This window comes from Streptosporangium subroseum (genome assembly GCF_900188345.1).
Classification (GTDB): domain Bacteria; phylum Actinomycetota; class Actinomycetes; order Streptosporangiales; family Streptosporangiaceae; genus Streptosporangium; species Streptosporangium subroseum.
Window position 1 is genome coordinate 268026 of sequence record NZ_FZOD01000006.1, and the last position, 15973, is coordinate 283998.

Annotated in this window: 14 protein-coding genes; 6 read left to right on the forward strand and 8 right to left on the reverse strand. The window is 70.6% G+C overall.

Annotation, left to right across the window (positions count from 1 at the left end):
- Positions 1-228: 228 nt before the first annotated feature.
- Positions 229-1752 (forward strand): GntP family permease, encoded by a 1524-nt coding sequence (locus CHC08_RS09165; RefSeq protein WP_089206744.1) that lies wholly within the window; start codon positions 229-231, stop codon positions 1750-1752.
- 150 nt (positions 1753-1902) lie between these two features.
- On the opposite strand, the gene CHC08_RS09170 is transcribed toward CHC08_RS09165, so the two are convergent.
- Complete coding sequence (locus tag CHC08_RS09170) at positions 1903-2832, reverse strand: AraC family transcriptional regulator (RefSeq protein WP_089206745.1); 930 nt, start codon at positions 2830-2832, stop codon at positions 1903-1905.
- Positions 2833-2892: 60 nt separating this feature from the next.
- Here CHC08_RS09170 and CHC08_RS09175 point away from each other — a divergent pair, with 60 nt between their 5' ends.
- Positions 2893-3801: an SDR family NAD(P)-dependent oxidoreductase gene (locus CHC08_RS09175; RefSeq protein WP_089206802.1), complete on the forward strand. Its 909-nt coding sequence runs from the start codon at positions 2893-2895 to the stop codon at positions 3799-3801.
- 166 nt (positions 3802-3967) lie between these two features.
- On the opposite strand, the gene CHC08_RS09180 is transcribed toward CHC08_RS09175, so the two are convergent.
- Entirely contained in the window at positions 3968-4627 is a 660-nt protein-coding gene (locus CHC08_RS09180) for a response regulator (RefSeq protein WP_089206746.1), read from the reverse strand.
- On the reverse strand, positions 4624-5766 hold the full coding sequence (locus CHC08_RS09185) for a sensor histidine kinase (RefSeq protein WP_089206747.1): 1143 nt from the start codon (positions 5764-5766) through the stop codon (positions 4624-4626). Before CHC08_RS09185 ends, CHC08_RS09180 begins: the two co-directional genes overlap by 4 nt.
- Positions 5767-6059: 293 nt before the next feature.
- On the opposite strand from CHC08_RS09185, the gene CHC08_RS09190 reads away from it, so the two are divergent.
- Positions 6060-7535: an MFS transporter gene (locus CHC08_RS09190; RefSeq protein ID WP_089206748.1), complete on the forward strand. Its 1476-nt coding sequence runs from the start codon at positions 6060-6062 to the stop codon at positions 7533-7535.
- 64 nt (positions 7536-7599) lie between these two features.
- Positions 7600-7884: a cupin gene (locus CHC08_RS09195; protein WP_245878220.1), complete on the forward strand. Its 285-nt coding sequence runs from the start codon at positions 7600-7602 to the stop codon at positions 7882-7884.
- Positions 7885-8208: 324 nt separating this feature from the next.
- Here CHC08_RS09195 and CHC08_RS09200 read toward each other — a convergent pair whose 3' ends face one another.
- On the reverse strand, positions 8209-9009 hold the full coding sequence (locus CHC08_RS09200) for a helix-turn-helix domain-containing protein (protein WP_089206749.1): 801 nt from the start codon (positions 9007-9009) through the stop codon (positions 8209-8211).
- Positions 9010-9102: 93 nt separating this feature from the next.
- Between CHC08_RS09200 and CHC08_RS09205 the strand changes: the two genes are divergently transcribed.
- Positions 9103-9918 (forward strand): alpha/beta fold hydrolase, encoded by an 816-nt coding sequence (locus CHC08_RS09205; RefSeq protein ID WP_089206750.1) that lies wholly within the window; start codon positions 9103-9105, stop codon positions 9916-9918.
- A gap of 318 nt (positions 9919-10236) precedes the next feature.
- On the opposite strand, the gene CHC08_RS09210 is transcribed toward CHC08_RS09205, so the two are convergent.
- From CHC08_RS09210 to CHC08_RS09225, 4 genes are all read right to left on the reverse strand, one after another.
- On the reverse strand, positions 10237-10722 hold the full coding sequence (locus tag CHC08_RS09210) for a GNAT family N-acetyltransferase (RefSeq protein ID WP_089206803.1): 486 nt from the start codon (positions 10720-10722) through the stop codon (positions 10237-10239).
- 141 nt (positions 10723-10863) lie between these two features.
- Positions 10864-13368, reverse strand: a complete 2505-nt coding sequence (locus CHC08_RS09215) for an ABC transporter permease (protein WP_089206751.1) — start codon at positions 13366-13368, stop codon at positions 10864-10866.
- The gene (locus CHC08_RS52355) at positions 13365-13616 is read right to left on the reverse strand and encodes an ATP-binding cassette domain-containing protein (protein WP_275937160.1); all 252 of its coding nucleotides are present in this window, start codon (positions 13614-13616) and stop codon (positions 13365-13367) included. The genes CHC08_RS09215 and CHC08_RS52355 overlap by 4 nt, the downstream gene beginning before the upstream one ends.
- A complete protein-coding gene (locus tag CHC08_RS09225) occupies positions 13613-14122 on the reverse strand; it encodes a PadR family transcriptional regulator (protein WP_089206752.1) in 510 nt (169 codons plus the stop codon). Before CHC08_RS09225 ends, CHC08_RS52355 begins: the two co-directional genes overlap by 4 nt.
- 367 nt (positions 14123-14489) lie before the next feature.
- Here CHC08_RS09225 and CHC08_RS09230 point away from each other — a divergent pair, with 367 nt between their 5' ends.
- Positions 14490-15950 (forward strand): aminotransferase-like domain-containing protein, encoded by a 1461-nt coding sequence (locus CHC08_RS09230; RefSeq protein ID WP_089206753.1) that lies wholly within the window; start codon positions 14490-14492, stop codon positions 15948-15950.
- Positions 15951-15973 lie beyond the last annotated feature (23 nt).

Here is a 15973-nt window from a genome sequence, read left to right on the forward strand (position 1 = left end):
TTCCCATCCCAGGATGAGGGTTTCCTATCATACGGGTCAAATTGCAATATATGAGCATCTTCGTGGCTAAACAGGGCAAATTGCCCGTAGATTGGTCTGCAGGGGATTCTTGGCCTGCCCGTCGGTCATCCTCGTGGTGACTTGGCATCCCACAATTCGGTTACGGGCCGGTCTCACACAGCGGCGACGAACTCTCACCTTCACCGCCGTATCCATCGAAGGAACGAGATGTCAGATATCGCAGTCCTTGCCAGCACCGCGGTGGCGATCGTCGGCATCGTGGTGCTGATCGTTCGTTTCCGCGTGAACCCGGTGATCTCGCTGGTGCTCGGTTCGCTCTGCCTGGGACTGATGACCCCCCTCGGCCTGGGCAGGACCATCGAGACGATCACCAAGGGCTTCGGCGACATCATGGCCGAGGTCGGACTTCTGATCGTCTTCGGCGTGCTGATGGGCGCGATACTGCAGGAGATGGGCGCCATCGAGCGGCTGGTCAACCGGCTGCTCCAGATCTTCGGCCCCAGGCGGCTGCCGTACTCGATGTCGCTGGCCATCGGCACACTGCTGCAGTCGATCTACCTGGACGTGCTGCTGGTGATCTCGGCGCCGTTGGCCCGATCCGCCGCACGCCGGATCGGCCCGCTGGGTACGCCTCGGATGGCCGCCGCCATGGCCATCGGACTCGAGTGCGGCATCGTCCTCATGGTGCCGGGCGTCGGTACGCTGGCCCTGGCGGCGCTGCTGCATGTCCCGCTGGGCGCGATGCTGCTCTGGGGGCTGGTGCTGATCATCCCGACCATCCTCATCTCGGTGTCGATCATGACCTTCCTGTTCCGCCGGGGATTCTGGAACAGCGCCACCGACGAGGTCGCCGCCGTCGAGGAGACCAAGGCGGAGGTCCTGACCACCGTGCCGGCCGCACGGACCGCGGGGACGGCGGGGACGGCGGACCAGGAGCCCGCATGGCCGGACATCGCACCGGCGAGCGGTTCGGAGGCCCCCAAAGGAACGGAGGTCCTCAAGGGAACGGAGGTCCTCAAGGGAACGGAGGTCCTCAAGGGAAACGACGGCGACGACTTCGACGACACGGCGGGCGGCGAGGCGAGTGGTCCGGGCCTGCTCGCCTGCTTCGCCCCGCTCCTCGTCGCGCTGCTGATGATCGCCGTCGGTGCCGTCTCCGATGCCGTGGGCAGGGAGAACGCGGTGCTGAAATTCATCGCGGACCCGGTGTTCGCCATGCTGATCGGACTCATAGGCACCTTGATCGTCGGCCGCGTCGTCATGGGTGGGAAGCGGGTGGAGACGGCCATCTCCAACGGTTTCAGGGAGAGCGGTCAGATCCTCGCCCTGACCGCGGTCGGCGGCTCCCTGGCGGCGGTGGTCGCGGCCGGCGGCCTGGGCGACATCCTCCGCGGATACTTCACCGCCCACACCTTTCTGCCGCTGCTGCTGGTCTGGCTGGTCGCCGCGGCCCTGCACATCGCGGTCGGCTCGGTCACCATCTCGGCCATCACGGCGGCGGGCATCCTCGCCCCGGTCGCGCCCGCGCTCGGCATCGACCCGGTGCTGATCGCACTCGCCGCGGGGACCGGCTCGCTGTTCGCCGTCCACGTCACCAGCAACACCTTCTGGCTGCTGCAGTCACTGCTGGGCCAGACCACCCGTGGCACGCTCAAGACCTGCACCACCGCCGTCTCCGTGGCCTCGGTCGTGGGCATCCTCCTGCTCCTGCCGCTCAGCCTGCTGTTCTGAGCACCGGTCCCCGCACCCGCGACGCCGGCACCGCCGCCGCGGCTGATCCGGGAGACGACTGCCGGCGAAGTGGTCTTTGATCTGGCCGTTCGCAGGCGGTGGATCGAGCCGGCCCTCGCGGCAACGACCTGGAGGTCGCCGACGGGAAGGTCACGGGCTGATCCGACGGCGGTAATCGCGCGGGGACGCGCCGGTGATCCGCTTGAACGCGTTGCTCAGTGCGCTCTCCGAGCCGTAGCCGACCTCACGGGCGATCGCCGCCATCGTCTCGTCGCCGCGGCGCAGGCGATCGGCGGCCAGTTCGATCCGCCAGCCGGTCAGGTAGTCGAGCGGGCCCTGCCCGACGGCGTGCTTGAACCGGGCGGCGAGCGTCGACCGGGACACCGCCGCGACCTCGGCCAGCTGGGCCACCGTCCAGGCATGGGCCGGCCGGGCGTGCATGGCCCCCAGCGCCGGGGCCACGACCGGGTCGGCGAGCCCGGCCAGCCAGCCGGACGCCGAGCCCGGCCCGGCGAGGGCAAGGTGCAGGCGCAGCACACGGATCAGCAGGACCAGGGCGAGATGCTCGGTGACCAGTTTCGAGGCGAGCGGCCGGTCGCGCAGCTCGGCGTCGATCTGATCGAGCGCCCAGCGTACGGTCGCGGCCTCGGCGGTGCGTCCGGGAACGTGGATCACCGGTGGCAGCGCGTCGAGCAACAGCTCCTGGGCCCGCTCGCCGAAGTCGAACCGGCCGCCGATGAAGATCACGTCCTCGCCGGTCCCCGCCCGGGCCCTGCCGTCGACGGCCGCCTCGAAGACCGGGCCGGCCGGGACCGGCCGCACCTCCGGCCCACTGGCCAGGGTGAAGGCCCGCGGCTGGGTGAGCAGGAAGCAGTCACCCTCGGCCAGTTCGAGCGGCTCCGGCACGCCGTCGACGGTGAGCAGGCAGCGGCCGCGGCGCACCGCGTTGAATTTGACCGCCACCGGCGGATCGAACGACAGTGCCCACTCGCCGCCGGCCACCAGCCCGACGGACAGGTGGCCGGTCGTGCCGACGAGGGTGAGGATGTCTTCGAGGGGATCGGTCTGCTGGACGCTCACTCAACCATGTTGGACTCTGAACCATTCCACGTCCAACCGTCGGTTCCTACCGTTGTGGTCATGACACGCATCAACACCCCATTCAACGCCAAGACCACGGCTGCGGAGATCCTCATCGGCGTCGACCTCACCGGGCGGCGAATCATCGTCACCGGCGGCGCCTCCGGGATCGGACTGGAGACCGTCCGGGCCCTGCGGGGGGCGGGGGCCGAGGTCACCGTCGCGACCCGCAACCCCACCGGCGACCAGCGGGCCCTGGACCTGAGCGACCTCGGCTCGGTGCGCGCGTTCGTGGCCGGCTGGACCGGGCCGGTACACGCGATCGTCGCGAACGCCGGGATCATGGCGCTGCCCACCCGCCAGGTCGCCGCCAACGGCTGGGAGCTGCAGCTGGCGACGAACTTCCTCGGGCATTTCGCGCTGATCACCGGCCTGCGCGAGAACCTGCGGCAGGCCGGCGACGCGCGGGTGGTCATGGTGAGTTCCGGCGCTCAGCTGCGCGCGCCGTTCGACTTCGACGACCCGCACTTCGAGCACCGCCCGTACGACCCGTGGGCCGCGTACGCGCAGTCGAAGACGGCCGACGTGCTGCTCGCGGTCGGCCTCGCCCGGCACTGGGCCGCCGACGGCGTCACCGCGAACGCGTTCGAGCCCGGTTACATCCACACCAACCTGCAGCGGCACCTCGACGACGCCACCATGCGGGCGGTGGGCGCGATGGACGAGGAGGGGAACCTCGTGACCCCGGACTACTACAAGACCCCGGAGCAGGGCGCCGCCACCTCGGTGCTGCTCGCCGCGTCCCCGCTGCTGGACGGCGTGACCGGCCGGTTCTTCTCGGACAACCAGGAGGCCGAGGTGGTGCGGGGCGGACCGGACGTGCCCGCCGGCGTCGCGGCCTGGTCGGTCGACCCGGCCGCCGCGGACCGTCTCTGGGACTACGCGCTCACCGCGACAGCGGATCACTGACCGGGCCCTCGTCGCCGGAGACGGTACGCGGTGGGCAAGGGCGGTGCCTCAACCGGCGCGGCCGGGCCGCCCGGGAAGATCCCGCGGTGGGGCGACCACCTGACCGAGTCGGCGGTGCGGGTCGAGGAGGTTCATCGAGGGGGAGATGTCGCCGGACGGCACGCGATCAGCCGCGCCGCGGGGTGACGAGGCCGGATTCGTAGGCGAACACCACGAGCTGGGCGCGGTCCCTGGCATGCAGCTTGGTCATCGCCCTGCTGACGTGCGTCTTCGCGGTAGCCGGGCTGATCACCATGTGGGCGGCGATCTCGTCGTTGGACAGGCCGCGGGCCACCAGCGCGGTGACCTCGCGCTCGCGGTTGGTCAGCACGTCGAGCCCCTCGGGCGCGGGCTCGGGGCGGCGGGCGACGTACTCGCCGATCAGGCGGCGGGTGATCGCGGGGGACAGCAGCGCGTCGCCGCGGGCCGCGATCCTGATGCCCTGCAGCAGGTCGGCGGGCTCGGTGTCCTTGACCATGAAGCCGCAGGCGCCGGCGCGGAGCGCGTTGAAGACGTACTCGTCGAGGCCGTAGTTGGTGAGGATCACGACGTGGACGCCGCTCAGCCGCTCGTCGGCGGCGATCAGCCGGGTCGCCTCGATGCCGTCCATCACCGGCATCTGGATGTCGACGAGGGCGACGTCGGGCCGGTGCTCGCGGGCGAGGGCGACGCCTTGCTCGCCGTTCGCGGCCTCGGCCACCACCTCGAGGTCGTCCTCGATCTCCAGCAGGGCCCGGAAGCCGCCGCGAATGAGCGCCTGGTCGTCCACGAGCAGCACGCGGATCACGACGGCTCTCCCAGGGGAAGCTCGGCGCGTACGGTGAAGCCGCCCTTGGGGCGGGGCTCGGCCCGCAGCCGGCCGCCGAGCGCCGCGACGCGCTCGCGCATGCCGAGCAGACCCGTGCCGGGCACGGGCGGCGCGTCCGGGTCGGCCGTGCCGCCGTCGTCGACCTGCACGACCAGCTCCTCGTCCGCGTAGCCGATGCGCACCGTCGCGGCCGCCCCGCCGGCGTGCCTGGAGACGTTGGTGAGCGCTTCCTGGACGATCCGGTACGCGGCCCGGTCCACCTCGGCGGGCAGTTCCCGCCGCGTGCCGGAGATCGTCACCGTGGCCGGCAGCCCGGTCGAGCGGGCCCGATCCACCAGGTCGTCGAGCCGGTCGAGGCCGCTGGCCGGGGTCTCGCAGTCGGAGCCGCCGGGGTCTCGCAGCACCTCCAGGGTGGCGCGCAGCTCGCGCATGGCGTCGCCGCTGGCTTCCTGGATGGCCAGCAGCGCGGGGGGCACGTCCTCGCCGCGCTTGCGTGCCAGGTGGACGGCCACCCCGGCCTGAACCTTGATGATCGAGATGCTGTGGGTGAGTGAGTCGTGCAGTTCCCTGGCGATGCGCAGCCGTTCCTCGCCCGCGCGGCGCCGGGCCGCCTCCTCGCGGGTGCGCTCGGCCTCGGCGGCCCGCTGCTCGGCCTCTTCCAGGTACGCCTGCCGGTGCCGGGTCACCGTCGCCGCCACGCCGGCCGCCACGAACCAGCCGATCAGCAGTGAGGTGTCCTGGAGATTCTTCACGGGCCCGCCGGCGCCGGGCAGGTGAACCACCAGATCGGTACCCAGGAAAGCCAGGCTCGCCAGTGCCCCGGCCAGCCGATGGCCGGCCCAGACCGTGGCGAACACCGACACCATCACGGGAAAGGCGACCGGCAGACCGGGCTGGATGTGCGCCGTGACCACGAGCATGCAGGCCGTGCTGACGAGCAACGACACCAGGGGAGCCCGCCGCCAGGCGACGAGCGCGAGCGAGCCGGCGAGGACGGCCGCGAAATCCAGCGCGCCCGCGTGCGGCGTGGAGAACACGATGACCGAGAGCAGGATGGCCATCACCGCGGCGAGAAGGCCGTCCTGGGCGAGCGGCCGCCCCCGGTCCATGAGCATCATTTGTGTAGGTTAGGGCTTTTCCCGCCGGGGGTCGTCCGCCGTGTGTCGTAATAAATCACTACTCCCCGCGATGTAGTGGGGCCGACTCTGCTCCCCAGGTGCCAGGCGGAGGAGTCTCCCCGGGCATGACGACCGCTGACCGGCCCGAGTAGCACGATGTCCGGCATGCACATGATCCGAATCAAGGGCGAGTTCCGCTCCATGAGCCCGGAGAGCCGCCGGCCATCACCCCCCGCACCGAAACCCGGCACGAGCGGGTCACCGGCTGCGAGGACGGCACAGAGGACTGAGTCATGGTGACCCGTACGGAATCGGCGAGCAGAAAATCGATCGTCGATGCGGGCGCCCGGCCAGGGCTCACCCTCGCCGCGGTGGCCGTCGTGCAGTTCATGGTGTCGCTGGACCTGTCGGTGGTGAACGTCGGACTCCCGCAGATCGGCCTCGGCCTCGGCTTCAGCGCGGCGGGGCTGACCTGGGTGATCCACGCCTACGCGCTCACCTTCGGCGGGCTGCTCCTGCTGGGCGGCAAGGCCGCCGACCGCTACGGTCGTAAGCGGGTACTGCTGGTCGGGCTCAGCCTGTTCGGCCTCGCCTCACTCGTCGGCGGCTTCGCCCAGGCGCCCGGCCATCTCGTGGCCGCTCGTGCCGTACAGGGCATCGGGGCCGCCGCGGTGGCTCCGGCCGCGCTGGCGCTGCTGACCTCGACGTTCCCCACGGGCAAGGCCCGCGTCCGGGCTTTCGGCGTATGGGCCGCGGTGAACGCCGCCGGAGGCGCCCTCGGCGTCCTGATCGGCGGCCTGCTCACCCAGTACGCCAGCTGGCGATGGGTGATGTTCGTCAGCGTCCCGATGGCCGCCGGCGCGCTGGCCCTGACCTGGCGGGCCGTCGCCGCCGGCCCGCCCCCGGTTCGCGGCGGCCGTCCGGACGTGACGGGCGCCGTCCTGTCCACCGCGGGCACAGCCCTGCTGGTGTTCGGCGTCGTCCGTACCGACCGGTATCCGTGGACCTCCCCGGTCACCCTGACGACCCTGGCGGTCGCCGCCGCGCTGCTGGCCGCCTTCGTCTATGTCGAGCGGACCACCACGCGCGAACCGCTGATCCGGCTCGGCCTGTTCGCCAACCGCTCGGTCGCCGGCGCCAACATCTACAACCTCTTCGTCGGCGGGGCCATGACCTCATCGTTCTATTTCATGTCGCTGTACCTCCAGCGTGTGCTCGGCACCGGGCCGGCCCTGACCGGGCTCGAGTTCCTGCCGTTCGCCCTCGGCGTGATCGTCGGCTCGGTACTCGCCATCAAACTCGGCTACCGGCTCGCGCCGCGGACCCTCCTGGTCAGCGGCGGGCTGCTGACCGCGGCCGGGTTCGCCTGGTTCGGCCTGATCAGCTCCGACGGCGCCTTCCTCACCGACGTCCTGGGCCCGTCGATCGTCGCCAGCGTCGGGTTCGGGCTCTGCCTCGGACCGGTCGTCTCCATCGCCACCGCGGGTGTCGCGCCCCACGAGACGGGCACCGCCTCCGGCCTGCTCAACAGTTCACGCCAGATCGGCGCCTCACTCGGTCTGGCCGTCCTCGGCGCCGCCGCCCAGCACTGCACCGGTCAGACCGTCACGCCCTCGGCCCTCACCGACGGATACGCGTTCGGCCTGACACTCGGCGCCGCCCTCCTGGCCACCGCCGTCCTCATCGCCCTCACCGTCCTGCCGCGGACCGGCCCACCGTCACGGGCCGAGCAGGCCGATGACCGCGACGCGCTCCTCGCCCGGGATTGACCGGCGATCCGCCCCACGCCACAACCCGCCAGATGAAAGATCATCCTAGGAAGGTCGTCCAGGCATGACTGTCACCCCGATCGATCTCTTGGCCTCCTCCATCCACCTTCACCACGGCGGCGAGATTCACGCCGTGAGAAGAACGGACGACGCGGGCCAGGACGGCTGGCAGCTGACGGCCTTCCACGCGAAGACCGGCGCCGACGTCCACGCCGACCACTGGGAGATCCGCCCCGAGGCCGAGGAGGTCGTGTCCTGCCTCATCGGGAAGATACGCCTCTACCTCCGGCTGGAACGGCCGGGACAAGAGGAGGAGGAGATCAGGTTGACGACCGCCCCCGCCGCATGAACCCCACACCTCTCCAGAACGCGGCGGCCCGCCGGGCCGCCGCGTTCCTCCCGGCCTCGCTCGGAAACGCGGGCCTCAGGAAAGACCCGTCCTCGCCGGTAAAAGGAGCTAGTGGCCCGTCACCGAGCTTCGGACGGGTAACTGATCTCCGGCGGTGGACCCGTCAGGCTGGTCTGTCTCTTCGATGGCACGATGAGCAGAACGCGGCGATCGACGCCTGCGTGCGCCGGCGTAACGCTCAAGCCCGGCCCAAGACCGGCTTCGCCGCCGGCTCACCCATCAGAAGCTGGACCGGTTACCCGCCCAAGGCTGCGTGACGACCCGCTAGCCGATTCGCGCAAGCCGCTCGGCGGCGTCCGTGCCGGCGACCGGGGTGAACACCACGAGCACCTGATCTGGGGCTCCGGCGGTGAGGAACTGGCAGTACAGCTCAAGCATGCCCGTCGGGCCGAGGATCCGTTTGCGGTCGCTGATCCGCGTCTCCACCTCGTGCGCGTCCCACAGCGCCGCGAACTCCGCGCTTGCTGAGCGCAGTTTCTCGCCAAGCTCGCGGGCCGGCTCATCCGACCGGCGCACGAGCGTCGCGCGCAACTCGGCGACCCGGGCGCGGCTCTCCCGCTCGCGGATGTCCTCTGCGAACACCTGGCGGGCCGCGGCATCGGTGAACCACCGGTAGTACGTGCTGCGCGCGGCGCCTGTGTGGACGGACGCGTCGCCGAAGAGCGCGAGCGAAAGCCGGTTCTGCGCGAGCGTCTCGCCGAGATCGGTCATCACGTGCGCGGGCACCTGGTCAAGCTGCTCGAGGATGCGCAGCAAGGCGGGATCGGCCCGCTGCGTCCGCGGCTGCGGCATCTGCACTGGGTGGTCAGCCAGCCGGAACAGGTGGGCGCGCTGCGCCTGGGTCATGTCGAGTGCGGCGGCCAGCGCGGCGACGACCTGCACCGACGGCCTGCTCGTGCGGTTCTGCTCGAGACGCGTGTAGTAGTCGACGGAGATCCCGGCGAGCTCGGCCACCTCCTCGCGCCGCAGTCCCGAGACCCGGCGCAGGCCACTGGTCGCGGCATCCGTCGGTCGGGCGGCTGCGCGTCGTGCGCGCAGGAAATCCGCCAGTTGCTCTCCGTCCATGCCCCTATCCTGCCTCGAACCTTGCCGGGGAGGGCCTCTCCCAGGGAGAGGCTCGGTCTGCCACGTGTCGCTGCCAGGGCGGATGTTTGGAGCATGAGCATCGAAGGTGAATCGACCGAGCGTCGTTGGAACGAGACCGCGATCCGCGACACTGTCCTGGCCTGGACGGAAACCGGCAGCGGCCCGATCGCCATCTGGGCCCATCCCCTCTGCAGCAGCAGCCTGAGCCCAGAGGCCGTCGGCCCCTACGACTGGGAGCCGGTCGCTGCAGCAGGGCACCGCCTGATCCGTTACGACGCCCGTGGCCACGGACGTTCTGGAGGACAGCCGAATCCGGCGGACTTCTCCTTCGAGAACCTCGCCCGTGACCTGCTGGCCCTCATCGACGTGCTCTCGCCGGAGGCGCCGGTCGCCGGGATCGGCATGTCGCTGGGCACGGCGACGCTGCTTCATGCCGCGGTTCTCGCTCCCGATCGCTTCGAGAAGCTCGTGCTGACCGCTCCGCCGACAGCGTGGGAGACCCGGGCACCCCAAAGCAAGCTCTATGCGTCGTTGGCCGAACTCGTAGAAGAACGCGGCTCGGCCGCAATGGAGTCCTTGCTGCGCGATGCGCCCGTTCCCGCACCGCACCAGGGTGCGCCCGGTATGCCTCTGCCGGTCGACGTCGACGAACGGCTGCTACCGTCGCTCCTGCGCGGGGTGGGCGACTCAGATCTGCCGCCACGCGAGTTCATCGCCCGGCTGCGCCTGCCGGTGCTGATCCTGCCCTGGGCGGATGACCCCACACACCCCGTCTCGACGGCTACCGAGATGGCGTCCCTCATCCCCGGCTCCAAGCTGGAGATCGCCCAGACCATCGGCGACCTCCGCAGGTGGGGACGGCATGCGGCAAGCTTCCTCGCGATCTGACGTTGACGAGCCACCAGTCCACGAGATTCACAGGCGTTCCGTCATCGCGTAGGTTGGCGACGATCTCGGGGTCGGCCTCCCCGCCGGTGATCAGGAGATCCACCTCGGCGAGGGTACGGACGGGCGCGAGCCCCGTCCGGCCCAGCTTGGAGGAGCCGGCGAGGACGATGCGCCGCCGGGAGGCCCCGATCATCTTGCGCTTCTCTCGAGGTTAATCTGATCTTCGATGTCGCTGCTTGGTGTTTTCGCTGGTAGGAAGACCTTCTTCGTGCGTCATGGTGAGCGACGGTTGTTGGGCACCCGGGCCTGGGGGACAGATCAGTGGATGGGAATCTCGCCCTTGACGTGGCATTCGGTAATGGTGATCGCGAGCAGAGGTAGCATCCGCCCCGGGATGGAGCCTGATGGGGTTGCACCGATGCGTGTGGCGCCCATGGCCACGTAGAACGGCTCGGCGTTCGGATCTGCGTCGATGGTGAGACGCGCGAAGCCGAGGCTTGCTGCTGCAGCGGTGGCATGCTCGAACAGGCGTCGGCCGACACCCTGGCCGATGGCATCCGGTTCGACGAAGAGCCCGTCCAAGGCCCCTTCTGGTGGGTTTCCCTCCAACGTGGCGAAACCCAGGATGCGACCGTCATGTTCAGCCACTGTGGTTCGCAGCTTCTCAACCTCCGATGCCGGAATGGTCAGCTCGTCTCGGCAGGCTGCCATGAATGCCTCGTCGTAGCCCCAGTAAGCCTTGGAGCGAATCGCCAGCTCGCTCAGGAGCTCGGCTTCGTCCGCCCGCGCTGCCCTGATCAGCATGATCACCTTTCGTCGTCCGTGACGCTGCCATCAGTTGATCTTCGCATGGCTTCGTCGTTCAAGCGCGCCGCGGCCGGCTGGGCCGGCTACAGAACCCAGAGAGAACAGGAGCTTCCGGTGCCTCAGATCGCAGGAACCGTGTCACAGGAGCCGGCGGGCGAGGGGCAGCCTGGTCCGGGTGATCAGCGCCGCCACCGTCGCCAGAATGGGCAGCCCCACCACCACGGCGATCACGAACGGCCACGGTATGGCGATCGTGGCGGGATCTCCGGCGCCGTGCGTCGTCATCGGCCGGCTCAGCGCCACACCCGTCACCGTTCCCGCGACCAGCCCCACCAGCGCGCCGAGCCCGGAGATGTAGAGGGCCTGGCCGGCCACGACCATCCGCAACGTCCCCGGCGGTGCGCCGATGGCCATCATCGTCACCCGCTCAGGCCGCATGTCGGCGGCCGCCAGGCGAGTGGCGGCCAGCGTGCCGCCGACGACGAGGACAAGAGCGCCGACGAGCCAGCCCCACAAGCCGGGGTCGGGCACGTTGCGATAACCCTCCTCGGAGGCGACCGTCACGCGGGGGGTCACCTTGGCCAGATCGCGCGACAGCGTCGAGTCGGCCGGCGGCCGGTACATGGCGTAGAGCTGACGCTCCACCGTCGAGAATCCCGCCTGCTCGACCAGGGCGCGCGGCAGCAGGGCCCCGCCCTGGTACTCGTCGGCGGGTGTGGCCAGCATCGCCGGCACTTCGAGCTTGCGTGCGGGGCCGGACGTGGAGCCCGCCCGCAGCGCCAGCTTGCCGTTTCGCACCGCGGACGCGTCGAACACCACGGCCTTGCCGCTCGCCAGCGCCGCGGCCGCCTGCGGATCGTGGCGCCCTTGCAGAAGCCTGAGCAGAGTCTGGTCTCCGACGGCTATCGTACGGCGCGTCCGTATCCCGTTCCATCGCACCGTGTACCGCAACGCGTAGCGGCGGCCCTGGGCGTCCTTCACCTGATAGCCGGCGGCCAGCGGCACGCCCGGCAGCCGGCGGGCCGTTTCGGCGCGAAGCCTGTTCCAGGTCGTGTCGCCGATGGTGCCGGCCCAGATCGCCAGCGTGCCGGTCGGGCGCGCCGAGGTATAGGCGTTGCGCCGATCCATGTATTCGCTGTTGGCGCCGATGCCCACCGCCACGACCGTGGCCGTGACCGCCATGACGGCCGCCACGGCACTCACCGTCCGGGATCGGTGGCGGACCGCGTCGCGGACGGACACCCGCAGCGGGAGGCGCAACCGCGCGGCCGGCCGTCCCGTGCAGCGGACCAGCCAGGGCATCAACGCCACCAGCCCGAGCAGGATCAGCACCGCGGAGGCGAGCACCCACATCGAGTCCGGCTGGCGTCGCGCCACCACGGTCGCCCCCAGCCCGGCCAGCACGGCCGCGGCCCCCACCAGGGGCCATCCCGGCCGATCGGCCACCGCGGGCGCGCGGCCGGCCAGCACGGCCGCGGTGTTCTGCCGAGCCGCCTGTATGGCGGGAACCAGCGCTGCCACGAGCCCGGTGAGCAGGCCCAGTGCGGCGATGCCCAGGACCGGCGGCCACGGTACCCCCGGAGGGCCGACCTGCCCTCCCCAGCGCGCCATGATCGAGGCGCCCAGCACTCCGGCCCCGATGCCCAGCACCGTCGCCACGAGGGTGGCCGCACCGCCGAGAACCAGCCCGTCGGCCAGCACGATCGTCCGCAGGTGCCCGGCCGAGCCGCCCTGCGCCGCGATCTCGGCCAGTTCCCGGCGCCGTCTCCGGAGCCCGACCGCGAAGGCGGGCCCGGCCAGCAGCACGGTCTCCAGCACCACCATGATCACCATGGCGCCGAGTCCGACCGTGCGCGGGACGTCCAAGGAGAAACGAACCAGGGCGCGCGGCTCGAAGTCCGAGATCATGGCACGGGAGGTGACGTACAGGCCGGCCGTGTTCAGCGCGGGCACGTCGGCCCAGGTCACGGGCTTCGCGGTGTCGGCGAGCCAGCCGGGGCCGTACTCGGCTGGAGACAAGAAGCCGTCCGGGGGCGCCAGGGGCAGATCCGGACCCACCACCTCGCGAAGCGAGGGCCGGTACGGGTGCTCGACCACGCCCACCACCGTCAGCGGCGCCTCGCCGGACGGCCGAAGGAGATCGCCGGGGCGCAGGCCGAGCGCGGGCGTCACCGCGACCTCACGGGCGGCGGGAAATCTGCCCTCGCTCAATGTCAGCATTCCCCTGGTGAGGGGATCGCGCAGGTCGGTCTCCAGCGCGTCGACCCGTTCGGTGCTCAGCCGGAGCGCGCCGGTGCTGAAGGGGATCAACCGGGTGCCCGGTCCGAGCAGGGCCGCCACCTTGGCGGCGCCGAGCTCGGGAGCGGCCGCTTCGTAGTCGCCGCCGCTCGTGTTCCAGCTCGCCCCGTTCGGCTGCTGCTGGAGCACCGTGCCCTCGGGTGTCTGGACGAGGCGGGCGTCGGCCGCGCCGAGCTCGGCCACCAGCCCCTCCCGCGGAGTGACGCTCATTGTCTCGGTGAGGGTGAAGACCCCCGTGATCACCAGGACGGGCAAGCCGATCATCACCATGATGAGCGCGCTTCGCCCCCGGGAACGCCACGCGTTTCGGCGGGCGAGGCGCAGCGCGACCAGTAGGGCGCTCACCGGGCGCTCACCGGCGACGGGTCGCGCACGGTGGCCAGGTCCTGCTCGTCGATGTGCACCGCCCCCGACGTGGGGCGGTCGAGCCCGCCCACGAGGTTGAGCAGGGCCGACTTGCCGGACCCGGACGGGCCCGTGACCGCGACCAGCTCTCCCGCGTCGACCTTGAGGTTGACACCCTTCAGAGCGTGTACGGCTGTCGCCCCTTCGCCATGAACTCCGGCCACCTCGACCAGCCGTACGAACGTCATTTTGCCTCCTTGAGAACGGCCTCGCAGTGGTCCAGCCACCGTTGCTCGGCCTCAGCCTGGAAGATCATGGAGTCGAGTACGAGCCGCTGGGCCGCCCCTTCCGTGGCGGCTCGCTTGGCCCTGGTCAGCTGCTGGAGGGCGCGCATGGTCGCCGTCCGCTGCCTGTGGATGACCTCGGTGACGTCCACCTTCCTGGCCGCGACGGCCATGGCCAGCTTGATGACCAGCTCGTCCCGCGGCCGGTCGGAGTGGATGACGGGGGTGGCGAACCACCGCACCATCTCCTCCCGGCCGGCCGCGGTGATCGTGTAGACGACCCGGCCCTGCTCGTCCGACTCGCCCGGCTTGACCAGGCCGTCGCGCTCCAGGCGGGACAGCGTCGTGTAGACCTGGCCGATATTGAGCGGCCAGGTCGCCCCGGTAGACGCCTCGAACTCGACCCGCAGCTGGTAGCCATGCCGGGGCCCCTTGCTGAGTAGGGCGAGTAGCCCGTGTCTGACCGGCATGAGTACTAAGTATGCATACGAAGTATGCATTGCTCAAGGGAGTCGCCGCAGCGCTACGTCAGATGGCCCAAACTCCGATCAAGGCCGCCCCCGGGATCAACGACGCGCCGTCGTGGAGGCGGGTGCGGTCAGAGCGTCCAGGGCGCTTGAAGGAGGGCGGCGTGGCGACCTCTGCCCGTATCGGAAGGAGATCGCGGTGAGCCGGGAATCGTTACCCATACTGTGGCGGTAACGCTTCTCTGTGCTCTCGTTATCTCTGATAACAGGTGGTTGAAGCTCGCCCAAGTAGGGCCGCCGGCAGCATCGGGCATGCCCGGAGAGTCGAGCCCTGCCCGCAATAGGAAGCGTAGCGCTATTATTTATCTTTATGAGGAACGGTAGCAGTTCGCGAGATCTCGCTGAAACCCTGCGCGGCGAGCTCCAGTCCTATGCTCCGGGGGAGAAGCTGCCGTCCAGCCGGGCTCTCGTGGAACGTTTCGGAGTGAGTCCGGTTACCGTCTCACGCGCGCTGAGCACTCTCGCCGCCGATGGGCTGGTGGTCACCCGGCCCGGCGCCGGCGCATACCGCGCACACAACAGCGTCTCCGACAGCAGGGCCGTCGACACATCCTGGCAGCAGATCGCGCTTACCGCCGAAGACCAGCAACATGGTGAGCCCGCCCCGCGGATCGTCGATGCCACCGGTGTCGCCGCCAGCCTGGCAGCCCCTCATCCCGGCGTGATCGCCTTCAACGGCGGCTATCTGCACCCTTCGCTCCAGCCCGCACAGGCCCTCGGCACGGCCTTCGCTCGCGCTGCCCGCCGCCCCGGCGCGTGGGAGCAGCCTCCGCTGGAGGGGCTGACCGCGCTACGCGCCTGGTTCGCCCGGGAAGTGGGCGGGCCCAATGGAAACATCACCCCCGCGCACGTGCTCATCACCGCGGGCGGCCAGGCCTCACTGACCACCGCGCTGCACGCCCTCGCCGCGCCGGGCTCGCCGGTGCTCGTGGAATCGCCGACCTATCCCGGCGCGCTGGCCGTCGCCCGCGCCGCCGGGCTGCGCCCCGTACCGGTGCCCATCGACGACGACGGCGTACGCCCCGACCTCCTGGACCACGCCTTCACCGCCACGGGAGCCCGCGTCTTCTACTGCCAGCCGCTCTTCCACAACCCCACCGGCACGGTCCTCGCCCCCGACCGGCGTCGCAGAATCATCGAGATCGCACACGCCGCGGGCGCCTTTGTCATCGAGGACGACTTCGCGCGCCGGCTCGGGCACGGCGGACAGCTCCCGTCGCCGCTTGTCGCCGACGACCCGTACGGCACCGTCGTGCACATCAGCTCACTGACCAAGCCCACCTCGCCCAGTCTGCGGGTCGGTGCGCTCATCGCCCGCGGGCCGGTCATGGAGCGACTGCGTGCCATCCAGATCGTCGACAGCTTCTTCGTGCCCCGCCCGTTCCAGGAGGCCACCCTGGACCTCGTCAGCGCTCCCGCCTGGTCACGCCATCTGCGCACCATCTCCTCCGGCCTGCACGAACGCCGCGGCGCCATGCTCGCCGCACTGCAGGCCGACCTGCCCGGTCTCGCCGCCACGGTCCGCGCACCCGCCGGCGGCTACCACCTGTGGATCCGCCTGCCGGACGGCACCGACGAGGCCGCCCTGGTGGCCGCCTCTCTCCGTGCCGGTGTCGCCGTATCTCCCGGCCGCCCCTACTTCGCCGCTGAGGCCCCGGCTCCATACCTGCGCCTCAGCTTCGCCGACAACACCGGTACGGACGAGATCTCCGAGGGCGTCAACCGCATCGCCGCCGCATGCGCCGAGACCGGCGTCGTGGCCGGCACGTGAGCGCGGCGGTCGGCATCGGAGGC

What these genes read in the sequence shown, in the direction of transcription:
- CHC08_RS09165 (WP_089206744.1), top strand. Translation starts at nt 229, where the DNA reads ATGTCAGATATCGCAGTCCTTGCCAGCACCGCGGTGGCGATCGTCGGC.
- CHC08_RS09175 (WP_089206802.1), top strand. Translation starts at nt 2,893, where the DNA reads ATGACACGCATCAACACCCCATTCAACGCCAAGACCACGGCTGCGGAG.
- CHC08_RS09185 (WP_089206747.1), bottom strand. Translation starts at nt 5,766, where the DNA reads ATGATGCTCATGGACCGGGGGCGGCCGCTCGCCCAGGACGGCCTTCTC.
- CHC08_RS09190 (WP_089206748.1), top strand. Translation starts at nt 6,060, where the DNA reads ATGGTGACCCGTACGGAATCGGCGAGCAGAAAATCGATCGTCGATGCG.
- CHC08_RS09195 (WP_245878220.1), top strand. Translation starts at nt 7,600, where the DNA reads ATGACTGTCACCCCGATCGATCTCTTGGCCTCCTCCATCCACCTTCAC.
- CHC08_RS09200 (WP_089206749.1), bottom strand. Translation starts at nt 9,009, where the DNA reads ATGGACGGAGAGCAACTGGCGGATTTCCTGCGCGCACGACGCGCAGCC.
- CHC08_RS09205 (WP_089206750.1), top strand. Translation starts at nt 9,103, where the DNA reads ATGAGCATCGAAGGTGAATCGACCGAGCGTCGTTGGAACGAGACCGCG.
- CHC08_RS09210 (WP_089206803.1), bottom strand. Translation starts at nt 10,722, where the DNA reads ATGCTGATCAGGGCAGCGCGGGCGGACGAAGCCGAGCTCCTGAGCGAG.
- CHC08_RS52355 (WP_275937160.1), bottom strand. Translation starts at nt 13,616, where the DNA reads ATGACGTTCGTACGGCTGGTCGAGGTGGCCGGAGTTCATGGCGAAGGG.
- CHC08_RS09225 (WP_089206752.1), bottom strand. Translation starts at nt 14,122, where the DNA reads ATGCCGGTCAGACACGGGCTACTCGCCCTACTCAGCAAGGGGCCCCGG.
- CHC08_RS09230 (WP_089206753.1), top strand. Translation starts at nt 14,490, where the DNA reads ATGAGGAACGGTAGCAGTTCGCGAGATCTCGCTGAAACCCTGCGCGGC.